This is a genomic window from Mariprofundus micogutta, from assembly GCF_001895085.1.
GTDB lineage: Bacteria > Pseudomonadota > Zetaproteobacteria > Mariprofundales > Mariprofundaceae > Mariprofundus > Mariprofundus micogutta.
The window spans coordinates 202,837-220,096 of the sequence record NZ_BDFD01000001.1 but is presented as its reverse complement, the minus strand read 5'-3'; the positions used below and the strand labels follow the sequence as shown (position 1 = coordinate 220,096).

Annotated in this window: 16 protein-coding genes; 5 read left to right on the top strand and 11 right to left on the bottom strand. The window is 49.0% G+C overall.

The window, feature by feature from the left end; genetic code table 11:
- Nucleotides 1-6: 6 nt before the first annotated feature.
- From purF to nadC, 8 genes are all read right to left on the bottom strand, one after another.
- Nucleotides 7-1,440: an amidophosphoribosyltransferase gene (gene purF, locus MMIC_RS01100; protein ID WP_227819288.1), complete on the bottom strand. Its 1,434-nt coding sequence runs from the start codon at nucleotides 1,438-1,440 to the stop codon at nucleotides 7-9.
- Nucleotides 1,441-1,444: 4 nt separating this feature from the next.
- The gene (locus MMIC_RS01095) at nucleotides 1,445-2,038 is read right to left on the bottom strand and encodes a CvpA family protein (RefSeq protein ID WP_072658462.1); all 594 of its coding nucleotides are present in this window, start codon (nucleotides 2,036-2,038) and stop codon (nucleotides 1,445-1,447) included.
- Nucleotides 2,039-2,075: 37 nt separating this feature from the next.
- Nucleotides 2,076-3,467 (bottom strand): DNA repair protein RadA, encoded by a 1,392-nt coding sequence (gene radA / locus MMIC_RS01090; protein ID WP_072658461.1) that lies wholly within the window; start codon nucleotides 3,465-3,467, stop codon nucleotides 2,076-2,078.
- 80 nt (nucleotides 3,468-3,547) lie between these two features.
- The gene (locus tag MMIC_RS01085) at nucleotides 3,548-4,762 is read right to left on the bottom strand and encodes an SPOR domain-containing protein (RefSeq protein ID WP_083530373.1); all 1,215 of its coding nucleotides are present in this window, start codon (nucleotides 4,760-4,762) and stop codon (nucleotides 3,548-3,550) included.
- 2 nt (nucleotides 4,763-4,764) lie between these two features.
- Complete coding sequence (locus MMIC_RS01080; protein WP_083530372.1) at nucleotides 4,765-5,829, bottom strand: M14 family murein peptide amidase A; 1,065 nt, start codon at nucleotides 5,827-5,829, stop codon at nucleotides 4,765-4,767.
- 46 nt (nucleotides 5,830-5,875) lie between these two features.
- Nucleotides 5,876-6,673: a type III pantothenate kinase gene (locus MMIC_RS01075; protein ID WP_072658460.1), complete on the bottom strand. Its 798-nt coding sequence runs from the start codon at nucleotides 6,671-6,673 to the stop codon at nucleotides 5,876-5,878.
- Nucleotides 6,670-7,629 carry a biotin--[acetyl-CoA-carboxylase] ligase gene (locus MMIC_RS01070; protein WP_072658459.1) on the bottom strand — a complete coding sequence of 320 codons (960 nt, stop codon included), beginning with the start codon at nucleotides 7,627-7,629 and terminating at the stop codon, nucleotides 6,670-6,672. The genes MMIC_RS01075 and MMIC_RS01070 overlap by 4 nt, the downstream gene beginning before the upstream one ends.
- Nucleotides 7,626-8,468, bottom strand: coding sequence for a carboxylating nicotinate-nucleotide diphosphorylase (gene nadC / locus MMIC_RS01065; RefSeq protein ID WP_083530371.1), 843 nt, complete (start codon nucleotides 8,466-8,468; stop codon nucleotides 7,626-7,628). Before nadC ends, MMIC_RS01070 begins: the two co-directional genes overlap by 4 nt.
- Nucleotides 8,469-8,599: 131 nt before the next feature.
- On the opposite strand from nadC, the gene MMIC_RS01060 reads away from it, so the two are divergent.
- Both MMIC_RS01060 and MMIC_RS01055 read left to right on the top strand, forming a co-directional pair.
- A complete protein-coding gene (locus tag MMIC_RS01060) occupies nucleotides 8,600-9,979 on the top strand; it encodes an adenylate/guanylate cyclase domain-containing protein (RefSeq protein ID WP_072658457.1) in 1,380 nt (459 codons plus the stop codon).
- Nucleotides 9,980-10,076: 97 nt separating this feature from the next.
- Entirely contained in the window at nucleotides 10,077-10,877 is an 801-nt protein-coding gene (locus MMIC_RS01055; protein ID WP_072658456.1) for a metallophosphoesterase, read from the top strand.
- Nucleotides 10,878-10,906: 29 nt separating this feature from the next.
- Here MMIC_RS01055 and MMIC_RS01050 read toward each other — a convergent pair whose 3' ends face one another.
- Both MMIC_RS01050 and MMIC_RS01045 read right to left on the bottom strand, forming a co-directional pair.
- A complete protein-coding gene (locus tag MMIC_RS01050; RefSeq protein WP_072658455.1) occupies nucleotides 10,907-11,530 on the bottom strand; it encodes a Crp/Fnr family transcriptional regulator in 624 nt (207 codons plus the stop codon).
- A gap of 142 nt (nucleotides 11,531-11,672) precedes the next feature.
- On the bottom strand, nucleotides 11,673-12,398 hold the full coding sequence (locus tag MMIC_RS01045) for a hypothetical protein (protein WP_072658454.1): 726 nt from the start codon (nucleotides 12,396-12,398) through the stop codon (nucleotides 11,673-11,675).
- A gap of 171 nt (nucleotides 12,399-12,569) precedes the next feature.
- On the opposite strand from MMIC_RS01045, the gene rpiA reads away from it, so the two are divergent.
- Both rpiA and MMIC_RS01035 read left to right on the top strand, forming a co-directional pair.
- Complete coding sequence (gene rpiA, locus MMIC_RS01040) at nucleotides 12,570-13,235, top strand: ribose-5-phosphate isomerase RpiA (protein WP_072658453.1); 666 nt, start codon at nucleotides 12,570-12,572, stop codon at nucleotides 13,233-13,235.
- A 743-nt stretch (nucleotides 13,236-13,978) separates the two neighbouring features.
- Nucleotides 13,979-14,836, top strand: a complete 858-nt coding sequence (locus tag MMIC_RS01035; RefSeq protein WP_072658452.1) for a sulfite exporter TauE/SafE family protein — start codon at nucleotides 13,979-13,981, stop codon at nucleotides 14,834-14,836.
- A gap of 195 nt (nucleotides 14,837-15,031) precedes the next feature.
- Here MMIC_RS01035 and MMIC_RS01030 read toward each other — a convergent pair whose 3' ends face one another.
- The gene (locus MMIC_RS01030; RefSeq protein ID WP_072658451.1) at nucleotides 15,032-15,673 is read right to left on the bottom strand and encodes a hypothetical protein; all 642 of its coding nucleotides are present in this window, start codon (nucleotides 15,671-15,673) and stop codon (nucleotides 15,032-15,034) included.
- A 155-nt stretch (nucleotides 15,674-15,828) separates the two neighbouring features.
- On the opposite strand from MMIC_RS01030, the gene ccoN reads away from it, so the two are divergent.
- A complete protein-coding gene (gene ccoN, locus MMIC_RS01025; RefSeq protein WP_227819287.1) occupies nucleotides 15,829-17,256 on the top strand; it encodes a cytochrome-c oxidase, cbb3-type subunit I in 1,428 nt (475 codons plus the stop codon).
- The last annotated feature ends 4 nt before the right edge of the window (nucleotides 17,257-17,260 follow it).

Genomic DNA, 17,260 nt, shown 5'->3' with positions numbered 1-17,260 from the left:
CCAAACTTACTGTTTTTTATTCAGAATTTTCAGCAGTGAGAGCTGTGGTGAGCGGGGGCCATCAATGGCAACTGGATAGTTGCCGGAAAAGCATGCATCACAGTGGACATCTCTTGGTTTGCCTACCGCTTTATACATGCCATCAAAGCTGACAAAGGCTAGGGAATCGGCACCAATGGCTTTGCGCATCTCTTCGAGATCCATCTTGTTGGCCATCAGCTCGGCAGCATCGGGTGTGTCGACACCGTAAAAACAGGAGTGTTTGGTTGGCGGGCTGGAGATGCGCATATGAATTTCAGCAGCACCGGCTGCACGTACCATCTCGACGATTTTGCGACTGGTTGTGCCGCGAACGATGGAATCATCGACCAGAACCACGCGTTTGCCTTTAATAAGGCTGCGGTTCGGGTTTAATTTCAGTTTTACGCCGAAGTTGCGGATTGACTGTTTGGGCTCGATAAAGGTGCGGCCGACATAATGGTTACGAATCAATCCCATCTGGAACGGGATACCCGAAGCTTCAGCAAAACCCATAGCCGGTGGCACGCCTGAATCCGGTACAGGAATAACGAGATCTGCATCGGCGGGTGATTCCTTGGCCAGTTCCACACCAATCTGGTAACGCGACTGGTAAACATTTACGCCTTCCAGCGTAGAGTCGGGGCGGGCAAAGTAGACATATTCGAATACGCAGAACTTGGGTTCACAGTTTTCCAGAGGATGCAGGCTTTCAAGGCCATTTTCATCAATGATGACCATCTCGCCCGGCTCGACATCGCGCACATATTTGGCGCCGATCAGGTCAAAGGCACAGGTTTCAGATGCGAGTACCCAGGAGCCGTCCAGCTGCCCGAGCACTAGCGGACGGATACCATTGCGATCACGCATACCAACCAGTCGTTTTTCGCCCAGCACAAGCAGGGAAAAGCCGCCAGCAAGACGGTTAACCGCTTCTGCCAGACGTTCTTTCATACTCTTTGCCTTACTTCTGGCTACCAGATGGATAAGAACTTCAGTGTCGGATGTGGATTGGAAAATAGAACCTTTACTTTCGAGTTCACGGCGTAGTTCATGTGCATTGACGATGTTGCCATTATGACACATGGCGATGCCGCCATGGGCATATTCAAACGAAAATGGCTGGCAGTTTCTCAGGCCTGAATCGCCGGATGTCGAATAACGGACATGGCCGATACCGTGTCTGCCACTGAGTTCCTTGATTTCAGACTTCTGGAAAATATCAGCAACTAAGCCCATGCCGCGATGGGTATGGAAGCTGTGGCCATCGGTACAGACGATGCCGGCAGACTCCTGTCCGCGATGTTGTTGTGCATACAATCCCAGGTAGGTCAGGTTGGCTGCTTCGGCATGATCAAATACGCCAAATACACCGCATTCATCATTGAAATGATCGTTGTTATCGAATTCGACGCTCATCATGGCCTCATTTTGTACTGTTTTCGAGAATCGCTTTCAGTGCCTGTTTATCCTTCACGGGAATCAGGTCCTTCATGCGTGTGTTGGAACTTTGTGGTGATATCTGTTTAGCACTGCCCTGTCTGGAAAATGGATAGCCTTCGGGGATCATCTGCCCGAGCATATCTCCCAGTTCAACTGCATACGGGGTCAGTGTGCTGCTTTTCAGCCAGGGTGAATCAGGTTTGGTATAAGAGGTGTACACAAGAAAGCAGAGAGCAATCATAAACATGCCGCGGGCTGCGCCGAAAAAGATACCCAGTGTACGGTCAGTGGCAGTCAGGGCTGCCATATCAACCAGGCCGCGAATCAGAGCGCCGATTAGTCCGACTACTATCATCACTACAACAAATACGAGCGCAAACCCTGCAATATCAGCAACCGTTGCATTGCCGATCCACTGCCCCAGAAAATCACCAGTCTGGCCGGAAAAACGGCTGGCCAACAGAAATGCAGCAACAAGGCCAATAAGCGAAATAATCTCACGCACAAAACCGCGCCAAAGTGAGAGCACCATCGACAGTCCGACAATCGCGATCAGGATATAGTCAATAAAGTTCAAAGCAGTCCTCTATGATGCCAGTAACAGAATTTCATGTTCAGTTTAACAGTTTCTGTGCTGCATCGGATAAGTGCTTCACCGCTGACAGCTGCAAGGGTGATTTTGTGCTGCTGCGCATATTAGCAATGATATTTGCCTTCTGCACCCTCTGATGGTTTTCCTTCGGTAGAAGCAGGTGCGTAAAGCCCAGATTAGCCGCTTCCCTGGCTCTGGCTTCGGGTTGTCCGACAGGGCGAATTTCTCCGGTTAATCCTACTTCGCCAAAGACCACGACATCATGTGGCACTGCTCTTTCCTGATAGGCGGAAACCATGGCCAGCAGGACAGCGAGATCGGCTGCCGGTTCTGCAATGCGTGCACCGCCGGCAATATTGACATACACATCATGCTGGGACAGCGGCAGTCCGATGCGGCGCTCTAATACGGCGGTAAGCATGGCTACGCGACCTGTATCAAGGCCGACAGCAGAGCGTTTGGGTGTGGAATATACGGTAGGTGCAATCAGGGCCTGAACTTCAACGAGCAGGGGGCGGGTGCCTTCCATACAGGCCAGTACGACCGAGCCCGGTGTATCTGCGCTGCGCTCGGCCAGAAACAGACGGGATGCATCGACAATGCCCAGCAGGCCCCGATCGGTCATTTCAAATACGCCGATTTCACCAGCCGGGCCAAACCGGTTTTTGACTGCCCGGAGAATTCTGTGGGCATGGCCGCGATCACCTTCAAAATAAATCACCGCATCGACCATATGTTCGAGTACACGCGGACCGGCCAGAGCGCCGTCCTTGGTAACATGACCGACGAGGATCATGGCGTGTCCTTTCTGCTTGGCACTCTGGATCAGCGCAGCAGCACAATCCCTGACCTGTGAAACCGTGCCAGGTGCGCTGGTTAAGCGGGAGCTGACAGTCGTCTGGATAGAATCGACAATGACAATGCCGGGTCTGGTTTTATCAATGGTCGCCAGAATCGATTCCAGTTCACATGCCGAGACCAGCATCAGGTTCTCATCGAGTGCTTCAATACGTTCACCACGCATACGTACCTGTTGTACGGATTCTTCGCCGGTTACGTAGAGCACCTGTTTTGCCTTGTCGGAGGCGGCCAGTTTTGCAGCAGCCTGTAACAGGAGTGTGGATTTTCCGATGCCGGGATCACCACCGATTAATATGGCTGAACCCGGAACCAATCCACCACCGAGGACGCGGTCCAACTCTTCTATGTCAGTGGAACGGCGTGCTTTTTGTTCTCGTGAGATATCTGTAATGGAAGAGGTAGAAAGAACTTTTCCCTTGCCACCGGTTCGGGCTGTGGATGTTTCAATGACCTGTTCAGTGATGCTGTTCCATTCTCCACAATCGCTACATTGACCGCTCCATTTGCGATGCTCGGATCCACATGATTGGCAGACAAAGAGTGATTTAGCCATGGTCAGGGAGTGTAACCGGAAACGTTGCAGGCAGCATGGGAAAAATCATTCGGATAAAATAAAGTTAAATGGTCGGGAACTTATTTAACCTGTTCCAGCCAGCAGTCGGAGAGGCCCAGAGCAGGGCAGGCTTCGAGCATGGTGTTGACAGCTTCATCCCGCGTATCAAACAGGCCGATGCGAACGCGGTATTGCACATGTCCGCTGCTGCTTGTGATAGTTGAGACAAACGGCTGTTTCTCGCCTGGTGGAACATTGATGTCATATGCCATGCTATCGGCATTACTTTTGGAGCTGAATGAGCCGAGGTTTATAGCCCATTTGGCATTGATTCGCTCAGCTCTGACCGTGGATGACCCCGTGGCGGATTGATTGGGGCTCAACTGAGTCTTGTTAAATTTTGATACCGGCTGGGTTCGGTCACCCTCGAACAGAATCTGCCACTTGGCATTAGCACCACTGCGGACAAGCAAGAGGCGTTTCCGGCTTGAAGCAGCGTAATTGCTGGATTTATACTCCTGATCGAACTCAACAAGCATAGTTGTGCCATATTGGTTCTGTCTGGGGGCTTCAAGCACTTTCAGGTTTGAGATGAGAACCTGAATGAATGATTTTCGGCCATTCACGCGGCGCTTGTATGTTGACCAGGTTTTGAGTGTATGTTTTGGCGTCTTGAAGGCCTGATGATAGTGAGAGAGATAAGCATCAGCATTGAGTGATTGCCAGTCTTTGCGCCATTGTTCAATTTCAGCACGTACACCATCCAGCAGCTCTGCTGATGAGTAAGCTTTTTCAGCGGCTACAGGCTCTGGTTTCACTTCAGGCGTTTTAATGACTGGTGCTTTGGTCTCTTTTGGCTTGTTGAGGCTATTCATGAAAGCGAGCAATCGCTGATCAGCGAGTTTGAGTGCGGAATCGAGTTTTGCATTTTTCAATTTATTGATATCACCATCTGCCGAGTGGGCATAACGGCCGGCACGAATCGCAGCTTTGACTGACTGGCGACGATAAGCTTCGGCCTTGATCAATGCTGCCAGCGGGTCTTCTCCAGCTTGGGTTGTACTGAGGAAAGTGATCGCTTGCTCATCGTTACCGGCATCCAGTGCCAGCTTGGCAAGCAGAATCTCACGCTCAGTCGTTGATAACGCCCGAACAGCTTCATGCTGGTTAGCCTGAAGCATGGTATAAAGCTGTTGTTTATTCGGCATTTTGGATGCAGAGAAACTCTGCGGTGCTGCAAGCATCAGGCAAGCCAACAGCAGCATGGTGTAAGTGGTATGAATGAACTTAGGCATGATTATCCATCAATCAGTTCCTGTACATGTACATGGGAGTGTGATTCATCTGCTGTGGCGGGTTTGCTAACAGGCTGAATCCTGGCTGGTTGTGGTTCTACACGTTCGCCGGGGTTTGGCTTCTGTAACAGTTTTTCGGAAATCTCATCGAATGCTGCATGTGCCAGAACTGTTTTCTCCTTGGGGATATTGGTTCTTATCCAACGAATAAGATCATTCCACATACGCGAAGTCTGGGCCTGACTGGGCATGATGCCCGCATAGGGTAATTCCACTGTAATAACGGGAATCTGATGCTGAACACCTGCACTGTTTCCCAGTGAACCGGGATAGGTTCCAATCAATTTCAGATGCAATTGTCCCAGTTTGCTCGGACCCTTGGGTGGGCCGTCGAAATCCAGCACGCCGAAAGGTGCATGCACTGAAACGATCACATGCGGTTTAAATGAGCGGATCTCTTCATATAACCATTTAGATTCCGGTTCACTCAGTGGTGCAGTTCCCGGGTATCGTCTCGGATCATGGCCGGTTCGCTGCCAGTATTTTTTTGTTTTCTCATGCCAGTCCGGTGTGGGCATATTACGATTCAGATCCACACCATTGGCATTGAGCCGCTGTGAACGCCGTTGCAAGAGACCATCCGGATTGACCAATGGTGCTACATGCCAGTGGAAGAGGCCCGAGTGATGCACATCCAGCGTGCGCATCCATTTGAAAACGATGCTGACTGAGCTGTATTCATCACCATGGGTACCGCCCAGCATCAGCACACGAGCCTGAGGTTCGCGATGAGAGAGCGGTGGATACTCTTTGATCAGGATAGTCTGGCCGCTAACCGAGCGGGCTCCGCTATCCTGCAGTTGACTATTCAGACACTGGCGTGTGCTTACACTGCCCAGTTTGTTGCCAATACGATTACACTCTTCAGCTACGGCAGGAGCAATCGACTGTTTCTGCTCCTGGCCTGCATGCGCAGGGCCTGCTTGCAGGCAAAGCAAGGGCAAAAGAGTGGTCAGCAACAGAGGGCGAGTGTAACGGCGCCACGATTGAGGTGTTGAGCGTATCATGGCCGCAACGATAGCCCTTGCCTGCGGGTGTGCCAACGCCGCATGTTCAAGCGGTTTTGAAATGCTTTTCAGCCAGTAGAAATAAGCCGCTGAGCGTCAGGTGTGGCTTGTGATGACCTATTTCAGGCAGGTCCTGCAATAGTAGTGAAATCATGCCGCCAGTTGCCACTACCGGAGCATGTTCGTAACCGGCTTGTTGTTGCAGACGTTTGATAATGCCAGCGTAGCTATCCACTGCTCCCCAGTAGACTCCAGCCTGCATGCTGCTTGCAGTGTCGCGTGCAATGAGGCTGTCACTGCGTTTAACTGATACTTCCGGCAGTTTTGCTGCGCGTTTGCACAGGGCTGCCAGTGAAACCTCAATGCCCGGTAAAATCAGGCCGCCTGCATAATGACCATCGGGAGAAACGATATCAAAAGTGGTGGCAGTGCCGCAGTCGAGGACGATGACCGGTGCGCCGAACTGTTCTCTGGCAGCCACAGCATTGACGATACGATCAGCGCCAACCTCTCTCGGATTTTTATAATTAACCGCCATGCCTGTTTTGACTTCCGCACTACCGACAAAGGCCGGTTTGATTTTACAGATGCGTTCACATGCTGCGGCAAGCGGTGCATCGAGATGAGGAACTACGCTGGCAATCATGATGCCGGAAACCTGATCAGCTGGCTGTCTGGACTGCTCAAACATACCATGAATCTGCCAGGCCAGTTCATCCGGAGTGAGTTGCCGTTCACTGGATAGACGCCAATCAGTAAGTAGTTCGCCGTTCTCATAGAGTCCGAAAACCATGTGCGTATTGCCAATGTCGGCAACGAGAATGCGAGAGGTTTCAGTTGTCATAATAACTCCAGATCTCCGGCAATAATGCGCCTGATCTCACTGCCGGTATCGAGCAACAGGGCACCGTCATCATCCAGTGCTGTTGCCAGCCCATAGATGTATGACTTTCCGTCATGTACGCGCACCTTTTGACCAGATGCGGCATGTGCCTGCCACCAGGCTTTGTGAACGGGCGCAAAACCTTTTTCAAGGTAGAGGGCATACCAGTGATCGAGTGCCTGAATAACCGCAGTTGCAACATCGAGCCGTGAGATCTTTCTGCATGCAACTGTTTCTAGGTCGATCACCTGCTGGGTGATATCTTCCGGCCAGCCATCAGCAGGGGGATTGAGATTGATGCCGAAACCCAACACGACGGCATGTACACGTCCCGGTTCGGCGCGCATCTCGGTGAGAATGCCGGCAAGCTTTGCACCCCTGTGTAACAGATCATTCGGCCACTTGATCGAGATATCCGGCACAAAGCGGCTCAGAGCATCGTGCAGGGCGACTGCGGTAAGCAGAGAGAGCTGCGGCACCTGTTCAGGTGGCAGGTCAGGGCGAAGCAGGACACTGCAGGCCAGAGATTCAGGCAGCGTATGCCAGATTCTGCCCATGCGTCCTTTGCCCGCAGATTGTCGATTGGCAACAATCACCAGACCTTCCTTTGCACCATCCTCTGCATGTTGCATGGCATCACGGTTTGTTGAGCCGGTCTCATCAAGTAAGATGATACGCTTGCCGATACAACGGGTGGCCAGCTTTGAGGATAACATGCCGGCAGTGAAAGCTTCAGATTTCAGCAGGTAACCCTGACCGGGGCTGGCCTGAATATCTGCACCGCTTTTTCGCAGCGCCTGGATATGTTTCCAGACACCTGTCCGGGAAAGTCCCAATTCTGCTGCCAGCGCATCACCTGATACGGGATCCGGACTTAAGCCGAGTCGGGTCAGAATAAATTCTCGCGATGTATTCAAAGTGCAGGGGTCTCTGTGATGCGCATGGATAGATCAAGCGAAGGGGAGGAGTGCGTGATTGCACCAATAGCAATACGATCGATGCCTGTTTGGGCATACTCACGCGCATTGGCCAATGTGATGTTGCCCGATGCCTCCAGCAGAATCGACTTTGGAATGATTGCCCGGGCCTGACTTACCAGTTCCGGCGTCATATTATCGAGCAGGATGATATCAGGGCAGACGGCGATGGCCTCATGAACTTCATCCAGTGTTTCACATTCGACTTCCACCCATACGGAACTCTCCATACTGAAACAGGCATTTACAGCATCGGTGATAGAGCCATATGCCTGAATATGATTTTCCTTGATGAGCATGCCAGCCTGCAGGTTGATTCTGTGGTTGATGCCACCACCATGTAATACGGCCTGTTTTTCGAGAAAACGTAAACCCGGCGCGGTTTTGCGCGTATCGGCGATTTTGCAGTCCGTATCTTTGACTGCTTGTACATATGTATGTGTAGAGGTGGCAATACCGGAGAGATGCTGTATGAAATTCAGTGCGGTTCTCTCTGCAGAGAGCAGGGAGCGCAGCGGGCCAGTGAGTTCACAAATCAGTTCACCGGAACTGACCTGATCCGCATCGGCTGCTTTCCATTCGCATACAATATTTTCATCAACTCTGGCGAATACTTCATGTGCGACCGATATGCCGGACATGATGCCTTCGGCTTTGGCTATGATGCGAGCCGAGCCTGACGCATTTTCAGGAATAGTGGCCAGAGATGTCAGGTCGTTAAAGGCCGCATCTTCTTCCAGAGCAAGGTTTATCAGGGGGAGGTGAAGTGATTCCATCATGCTAACACTATAAAGCATCAGTGAAATGTCATCATAGTGATTTGTATCATGTTGCTAAAGACGCATATTATGAGCATGCTGTGTATATGTATGTGCTATAATGCCTGCATGATCACAGCTTTGGAGAGTGAATGAGTAACGACATTGCAACAGTGCTGGTTGTGGATGATACGCCTGAAAATATCGATGTGCTGCGTGGCTTGTTGAAGCCGTATTATAAGGTGAAGGTGGCGATAAATGGAGAGCAGGCACTGAAATTATCAGAGTCTGAGACGCCTCCCGATCTGGTTCTTCTGGATGTGATGATGCCCGGCATGGATGGCTATGAAGTGTGCCGCAGGCTGAAAAGTAACCCGCAAACAGAAGGTATCCCGGTGATTTTTGTGACTGCGATGAATGAAACGCATGATGAGGTGCTGGGTTTTGAAGTCGGCGGTGTTGATTATATTAATAAGCCTGTCACACCTGCGATTGTGCTTGCCCGTGTGAAAACCCAGCTGAAACTACGCGCCGCTTATCACTTTATTCGCGACACCTTCGGTCGTTATCTTTCTGAAGAGATTGTTGATAATCTGATTGATTCGCCACATGGCTTACAACTTGGTGGTGAGAAGCGAATGGTTACCATTCTGATGGCTGATTTGCGTGGATTTACTTCGATTGGCGAACGTCTGCCCGCAGAATCCGTAGTTGATATGATAAATATTTTTCTCTCGGCCATGACAGATGTGATTCAGAAGTATCAGGGAACCATTGATGAATTTATCGGCGATGCGATTCTGGCAATTTTTGGCGCTCCGGTTCAGCGAGAGGATGATGCCATAAGAGCTGTGCGTTGCGCGATCGAGATGCAGCTGGCCATGGAAGAGGTGAATGCCAGTTATGCTGCTGCAGGTTATCCACGAGTGGAGATGGGTATCGGTATCAATACCGGAGAAGTAATTGTCGGCAATATCGGTTCTCAGAAACGCAGCAAATATGCTGTGGTCGGACGTCACGTGAATACAACCTCAAGAATTGAGTCGTATACGGTGGGGGGGCAGATTCTTGTTTCCGAGAGCACAAGAGACGCCTGTGAAGGCTTGCTACAGGTGAATGATGAAATGAGGGTGATGCCGAAAGGTATCTCTGAAGAGATTAGCATTTTCGATGTCGGCGGTGTCAGTGGTGATGAACCTGTGATGCTGGCAGGAAAAACGGTATCTCAGTTCAGGGCGTTTGCCGAGCCTGTCAGGATTCGTATGCTTGAACTCAAGGGAACTCAGGCAAAAGTATCTTACCAGGGAGAAGTCCTTCGTATGAGTGAGAGAGTGATGGAGGTGCGCAGTGATCATGCATTCGATAATTTCAGCAATTTACGGGTGACCTTGGTGACTGACTCCGGGCCTCAGAATGAATCCCAGTTTTATGCCAAGGTGATCAGCCGGGTTTCTGATGAGCCGGTGATTATCCGAATGCATGCAACGTATTTGCCTGTAGAGGTACAGACTGTGATGGAGGGCTGTATCTGATGTGCTGCCCAGAAAAGCAATGTGATGTGTATCGCTTTGGTTTCAGCTTGTTACAGATAGGGTTTTTATCAAACGCTGTTATGGACAGGATAAACAGATGAGCTTGATATTACATTTTTCCGATTCCCATCTGTATGCCGACAGACAGGGTGAATTAAAGGGCATTAAACCCTTTGATAGCTTTCGAGCGGTTCTGGCTCATGCATATTCGAATTATCCGAAGCCGGATGCAATTATTCTGGGCGGCGATATGGCTCAGGATGAGTCTGCTGCTACGTACAGAATGGTAGTAGAATTGATGCGCGAGTATGACTGGCATGCTCCCGTGATGATCTCTCCGGGCAATCATGCCAATCTTGGCATATTGCAGGGCAATCTGATTCCTTATCTTAAATCCCTGTTTTCCTATAGCGACCACCTGCAACTTGAAAGCTGGCAGGTGATTACGCTCAATACGCATGAAAAGGGATCTGTAGGTGGTTATATCGCTGAAGCCGAATTGATCAGGCTTGAAAGGCTATTGTCTGCCACGGTTGATAAACCGACACTGGTTGCGCTGCATCATCATCCGGTTCCGGTAGGTAGCCATTGGATGGATAGCATCGGTTTGCGCAACCGGGATGAGTTGTGGGAGGTGGTTGATAAATTCCCGCATGTGAAGGCACTTCTTTGTGGTCATATCCACCAGTTGTTCGACACGGTTCACCATCATGTAAGAGTTCTGGGGTCACCCTCGACATGTATTCAGTTTACACCGAAAAGATACGACTTTGGAATGGATGATATTTCACCGGGTTATCGTTGGTTAAAGCTGGAATCAGATGGAAAACTTGAGACTGGCGTTGAACGGGTGGAGGGTTTTATTCCCCCTGATTTGAATAATACGGATCCATATTAGGCTGAACAGGAAAAACAAGCCCTGAAAACTCAGGGCTTGTTTGCAGAGGTAGGACTCTGATAGATGCTCTTCTGTTGCTCTACATCTGCTCCGTAGTCGAAATCCTTCCAGCTGATATACAGAAAACCTGAAATATAGAGCAGAATAAAAATGACCGGTGCAAGTTTGATGAACAATGGCAGCTTCTTGGCTTTGTCTTTGAGTGTGCGTAGCAGCGGTGCAAGCGTTACGCGCTGGGACATAATAACGCTGGTCTGACGCTCCATAATGGCTGCGAGAATCGCATAGGCCAGTTCGTGCTGGTTTTGCATCAGAGAGGTGAAATCATCCTGAGTCAGCGTGTAAACCACGCAATCTTCCAATGCAGTAACATCGGCAGTACGGCGTTTTTTATTCAGGAATGTGAGTTCGCCAAATAGTGTGCCGGCCTCGATTTCAGCCAGTGTGATGCGGCCTTCATAGCGGTTGTTATCTTCAACCTTGGCACGACCCGAATACATGATTTCAAGAGTTCCGCCTGGCTGTCCTTCGGTGATGATTTTTTCACCCTTGGCAACAGTGGTTGTATTGACGCATGACAATGCCTGTTTTTCATTTGCGGATAGAGCTCTGTTTAATATGTTTTTTTCCAGCCATGCAGTATCAATGGACATGTAGGTTTCCCCCTTTGTTGCAGATACATCTTTATATAGTAGAGAATGACAATAAAATCAATGCTGTACACTACAGATGTGACTGTTCTTTGCTTTCGGCAAATCTGCCATTCAGGCAATTTTATTCAGTGAGACTCGTCACTTATAAAAGCCACATCACAAAACCCACACTCATCATCGCTGCAGGTGTGTTCCACAGGCCGGGAATAATGGCACGCGTGGCAGAAGCCGTCATGCTGGCAATCAGTGTGGCAATAAACAGCGTTTGCCAGTCAGTACCGTGATACACGTGCAGACTCCAGCAGAGCAGTACTGTGGAGGTCGTAATCAGGACGAGGTGTCCGGCCAGTGTCTGTTCAGGATGAGCCGGAAAACCCAGTGTCAGAAAATGAAATTTAATTTTACTCAGTTGATCGACCCAGTAGGCGGCAGGAAAAGCCAGACACAGGCATAATGCCAAACCGAAGCCGAACTCAGGGATCGCCTGAAACCAGAGGCCGGCAATCAATAGTGCAGTGATGAGATGAGTCAGCGGCATCAGTTTGAGTGAAGGGTAGATGGCAGGTTTCGAGTCATCCGGGTGCCTGCCCCAGGCGAAACGAAGTTGTTGCCAGAAGGGTTTGCGAACAGTGATGGAAAGTAATCCCAGAGCAGTGAGCATGGCAATGCCAGCCCATAACCATTGTGACTCAACATAGACCGGCCACATCAGAACCCAGATGCTTAACAGTGGCGGAATGGCTTGTTGAATTGTTTGCGGTTGCGCTCCACGGCGCACGATCATGACAGAAAACCAAGCCAGTTGCAGGATGCCAAAGATAACCAGAGCACTCAATACGAGATCGCTGAGTTCAATATATTCAAACATGCGGGCACGCTAACTGCTCTTCTCCTTTGCCGAAAGCAGCTGTTATCGTTAGTTTACCAATTTTAGAGGTTCACTGAATATAGTGCGTGAGTTTGTAGACCAGTCAGTGGTCCGCACAGGTACTTTGAGCTTTCAAAGCATTCATTAGTTTTTTAACAGGGGAGCAAAATAATGACTCAGGACGAAATGAAACAGAAGGTGGCCGAAGCCGCTTTGGAATATGTGAGGGCAGGAACAATTGTCGGCGTTGGCACGGGTTCCACCGCTAACATGTTTATCGATGCACTTGCCGGCATGAAGGATGAAATTCTGGGTACAGTCGCAAGTTCAGAAGCAACTGCAACTCGTCTGGCAGGACATGGTATTCCGGTTCTTGGTTTGAACGAAGCACTGCAGCAGGTTGACTCATTGTCTGTTTATGTTGATGGAGCTGACGAATTTGATGCAGAAAGGAACCTGACCAAAGGCGGCGGCGGTGCTTTAACACGTGAAAAGATAGTCGCTGCTGCAGCGGTACAGTTCGTCTGTATTGTTGATCAGACGAAACAGGTTGAGTATCTGGGTGACTTCCCGCTACCGATTGAAGTGATTCCAATGGCCAGAGAACTCATCATGGCTGAAGTGGTCAAACTGGGTGGCAGGCCGGTTCTGCGTGATGGTTTTATCACCGATAATGGTAATATTATTGTTGATGTTCATGGTATGAAAATTAAAGATCCGTTGGGTCTGGAAGATCATCTGAACAGTATTCCGGGTGTCGTAACCAACGGCATATTCTCGCATCAAGGTGCTGATATTGTTCTTATGGCGACACCGGATGGTGTAGAAAAAATATAAGTACCAGGCATCGGGGGAGCTGAGCTACAGAGAATTCTGTTGTGATCAGCTCCCTTATGATGCTGCAATAGTCGAAAGTGTCAGCTTAAGTCAACCTCCCAGTAAGTTTGTGATGACATAAACAATGGTTGTAGCTGTCAATGGTACATGCTGAACGCGTCCACTCCGTTTCCTGAGACTCAAAAAATTGTAGTCTCTATCTGTTTTCCACATCCGTATATTCCACTTAAATCAAGCAGCTAACCACATCAGCATACCGATAAATCATAAAAACATTCCGTGACTTGATTGCGTTTCTGGTTATTTGGTCTTTAATCATACATAACAGTTCTTACCGTATTTAAAGGGGCAGATATATGGGCTTCTACTTATTTTTATTCTTTCTACTGTTGATTCCAATGATCTTGGCGTTTGGTGTTTGCTGTTGGCTTTGCGAAAAAGGTGTAATCGGTAAGGTATCTGTAGTCAGCGTCGTCTCTTTTTCTCTCTTTTCATTTTATATCTCGCTGGCTCCTGCCTGGCTTAACTCGTATTAATCTATTGAAAGTAGAGATGAGTACGACTTTAGCTTGACATATTATTAAATAATAATATACTTATTGTATCTCTTCAGACAGAGGTGCTGTGATGAAGTATATCAGAGATCAAATTGCGAACGAAGATTGTCGTTATGAGGCTCACGTTTGGTTCAACAATCATTCACATCAGTGTGGCTGTTTCGGAAATAAGAAAGCAGCTGAGCATTGGGCAGACTGGTTGCAGAAAAAAATAGTTACTCAGGATTTGATCATGGGAATATTCAGGCCCCGACATTGATGGAAACCATACTTATTGCTTTTTCGGTAGGATTTCTTGGCAGCATGCATTGTATTGGTATGTGCGGTGGCTTGGTGTCCGCTCTCTCCATGACCCGGCCCAGGGTCTGGTGGTCAGGGCTTAGCGCCTATCAGTTTGGGCGCATCATCACGTATTCTATTTTGGGGCTGATCAGTGGTTGGATTGGTACTTCACTTAAACAAATAGGTGGTTTTGATCAGGTTCAGTTTGTTTTAACGCTATTGGCTGGTTTGATTATGATTACCTTTGGTTTAAACCTTGCCGGTTGGATGGCGGACCCGCTTTCACGTATCAGTACGCGCGCCATCGGTGGCCTGGGGCTGGTGAGGCGGATAAAATCTGCAGCCAGCAAGAGTACACCTGTCAGTTGGTTTGGTATTGGTTTAGCAAATGGGCTGCTTCCCTGTGGCTTGGTTTATGCGGCCATCGGTTTAAGTATTGCATCGGGAGGAATCGCAGAGGCGGGTCTGTCGATGTTTGCTTTTGGACTGGGGACCATTCCGGCCATGATGGTTGCCCCTGCACTTGTGCGTATTTTAGCTGCAAAGAGGCGGGGGCTGGTGATGAAAGTCCTCGGTATTATTGTCATTGTGTTGGGTTTGTTCACCATGATTCGAGGTACTGGCCTAATGCATCTGCTGCATGGCAGTGGTGCAGGGCACGAACCGGTTGCTCATCAGATGCAGCAACCCTCAAAGCCTCAGGGTCCTGCTATGAACTATGATCCTATGGGCTATGACATGCCGGGATCACACCAGCATTGATTGTATTGGCTCAGATGCTGATGTGTGTGGTGAATATGCCAATATATAATAATACTGCGATAGCCATGGGGCTGTGCTTCAGTATCTGATGTTTAAAATCCTGTTTGAACTGTTGTATCTGCATGGATGACCTCCGCATTAATATGAGGCGCATCATTTCAGTTGGTTCAAATCCTGAAAGCGATTCTTATCACATTATGGTGCTTTGGGATTCTGGAATAGAAGTCTGGCAGCATCCTCCTTTTTCAGTTGTGCTGTCAGTCCGAGGCTGGGGTAATAATAGACTGTCTCTTCTCCCGTAATAACATTTTCCGGTTCTCCAAAACGCGCTTCGAGCAGTTCAGGCGTGATATCTATGCTGGGAATAAGCGTGAGTTTTTCTACTGTAAGCAGTTGAACACGTGGAAGGTCTTCAGGGTTTAGGTTCATGCGTGCTACAGTGTTGGGGTAAATGTGGGGCATGGTGGCGCGCATCTGAAGTTGTTTTAGCGTTAATTCATCTGCCTTCAATTCAAGAATAACTTTGCTGTGATCGGCAATGGAAGGGAAATAGGCTTCCAGACGCATGCCTGCATTTACATGTTCCTGTGGATATACATACATCGCAATATCGCTACGGCTTTTCAAAGCAATTTCAGCATCGCGCAAAGTTGTTTTGCCAAGCTTGATATTCAGCACATGCAGATATCCCGCATCATCAACCCAGGTATCTTTTACTTGTGCATTATTTTTATGGTTGGTACTGCTCCAGACAAAAACCAGGCCTGTTCCAATCACTACGGCAGCAAAGAGTTTTAGTCCTAAGTAACGGATGTTTTTATCTTTTGCCTGCGACATCTTGCCACCTCATAAGTTTAATCAGGGCTGTTATTATAACGGGTGCTGACATTGTATCATTCATTTATTTATTTACAATATAATTAAATAATAATATACTACTGCGCCAGTCGTGATCCACATCACGTTTTCATGAGGAATAAAGGAGGAAGGCCGTGTCTGAAAGAATACCAGACGAACAAGAATACAACTTTACAGTTGTAAAATGGTTCTCCATCGCAGCAGTGCTCTACTTGATTGTAGGTGCCCTGGTTGGAGATTTCATAGCCTGGGAATTAGCGTTTCCAGAACTCAACCTGGATAACCCGTATATAAGTTTCGGGCGTTTAAGACCGCTGCATACCAATGCAGTGATTTTTGCTTTCGGGGGATCAACCCTGATGGCGACTTCTTATTATATCGTACAGCGAACCTGTCATGTGTCTCTGTGGAGTAACAAGCTGGCATGGTTCACCTTCTGGGGCTGGAATGCCATTATTGTAGGGGCAGTAGTAAGCTTTCCACTGGGCCTTACTCAGGGCAAAGAGTATGCCGAACTGATTTGGCCGATCGATGTTCTTATCGCGGTTGTTTGGCTTACCTATATGTTCAACTTCGTCATGACGATTGTGAATCGCAGGGTGTCTCACATATACGTGGCGAATTGGTTCTTCCTCTCGATGATGGTGATGATCACGATTCTGCATGTGGTGAATTCGCTGGCTGTGCCGGTCACCTTAACGCATTCCTATTCAATCTACTCCGGTGTGCATGATGCAATGATACAGTGGTGGTGGGGCCATAATGCGGTGGGATTCTTCCTGACTGCAGGTTTCCTGGGTATTATGTATTACTTCGTGCCCAAACAGGCCAACCGTCCGGTATTTTCATATCGCCTCTCTGTGTTGCATTTCTGGGCGCTCTCCTTCGGTTATGTCTGGCTCGGTGCGCATCATCTGCAATATACAGCCTTGCCTGACTGGACCGGTTCACTGGGTGCAGCAGTTTCTATGGCGATGATCATTCCATCATGGGGTGGTGCAATTAATGGTGTGATGACGCTATCAGGCGCATGGAACAAATTGCGTGACGATTATGTGTTGCGCTTCCTGGTTGTGTCTCTGGCTTTTTATGCCATGTCTACCTTCGAAGGCCCGGTGATGTCGATCAAAACGGTAAATGCTTTGAGCCACTACACGGACTGGACTATCGGTCATGTGCACTCCGGTGCGCTGGGATGGGTCGCGATGGTTTCGATAGGTGCAATCTATCACATGGTTACCAAGCTCTGGGGTAAAGATATTTACTCGGTAAGTCTGGTGAATACCCACTTCTGGATTCATACCATTGGCACGATTATCTATATCTGTGCGATGTGGGTGTCCGGAATTATGCAGGGGCTGATGTGGAGAGCGACAGACGATTACGGCAATCTGGTTTATACCTTTGCTGAAACTGTATCGGCAATGCATCCATATTATGTACTGCGCTCGGTTGGCGGCTTCCTGGTTCTGCTCGGTGCAATCCTCATGCTCTATAACATTGTCAAAACCATAAGCGGTGCCCGACAGCCAGCTACAGCGGCTGTGGCAGCGAAGGCATAAGGAG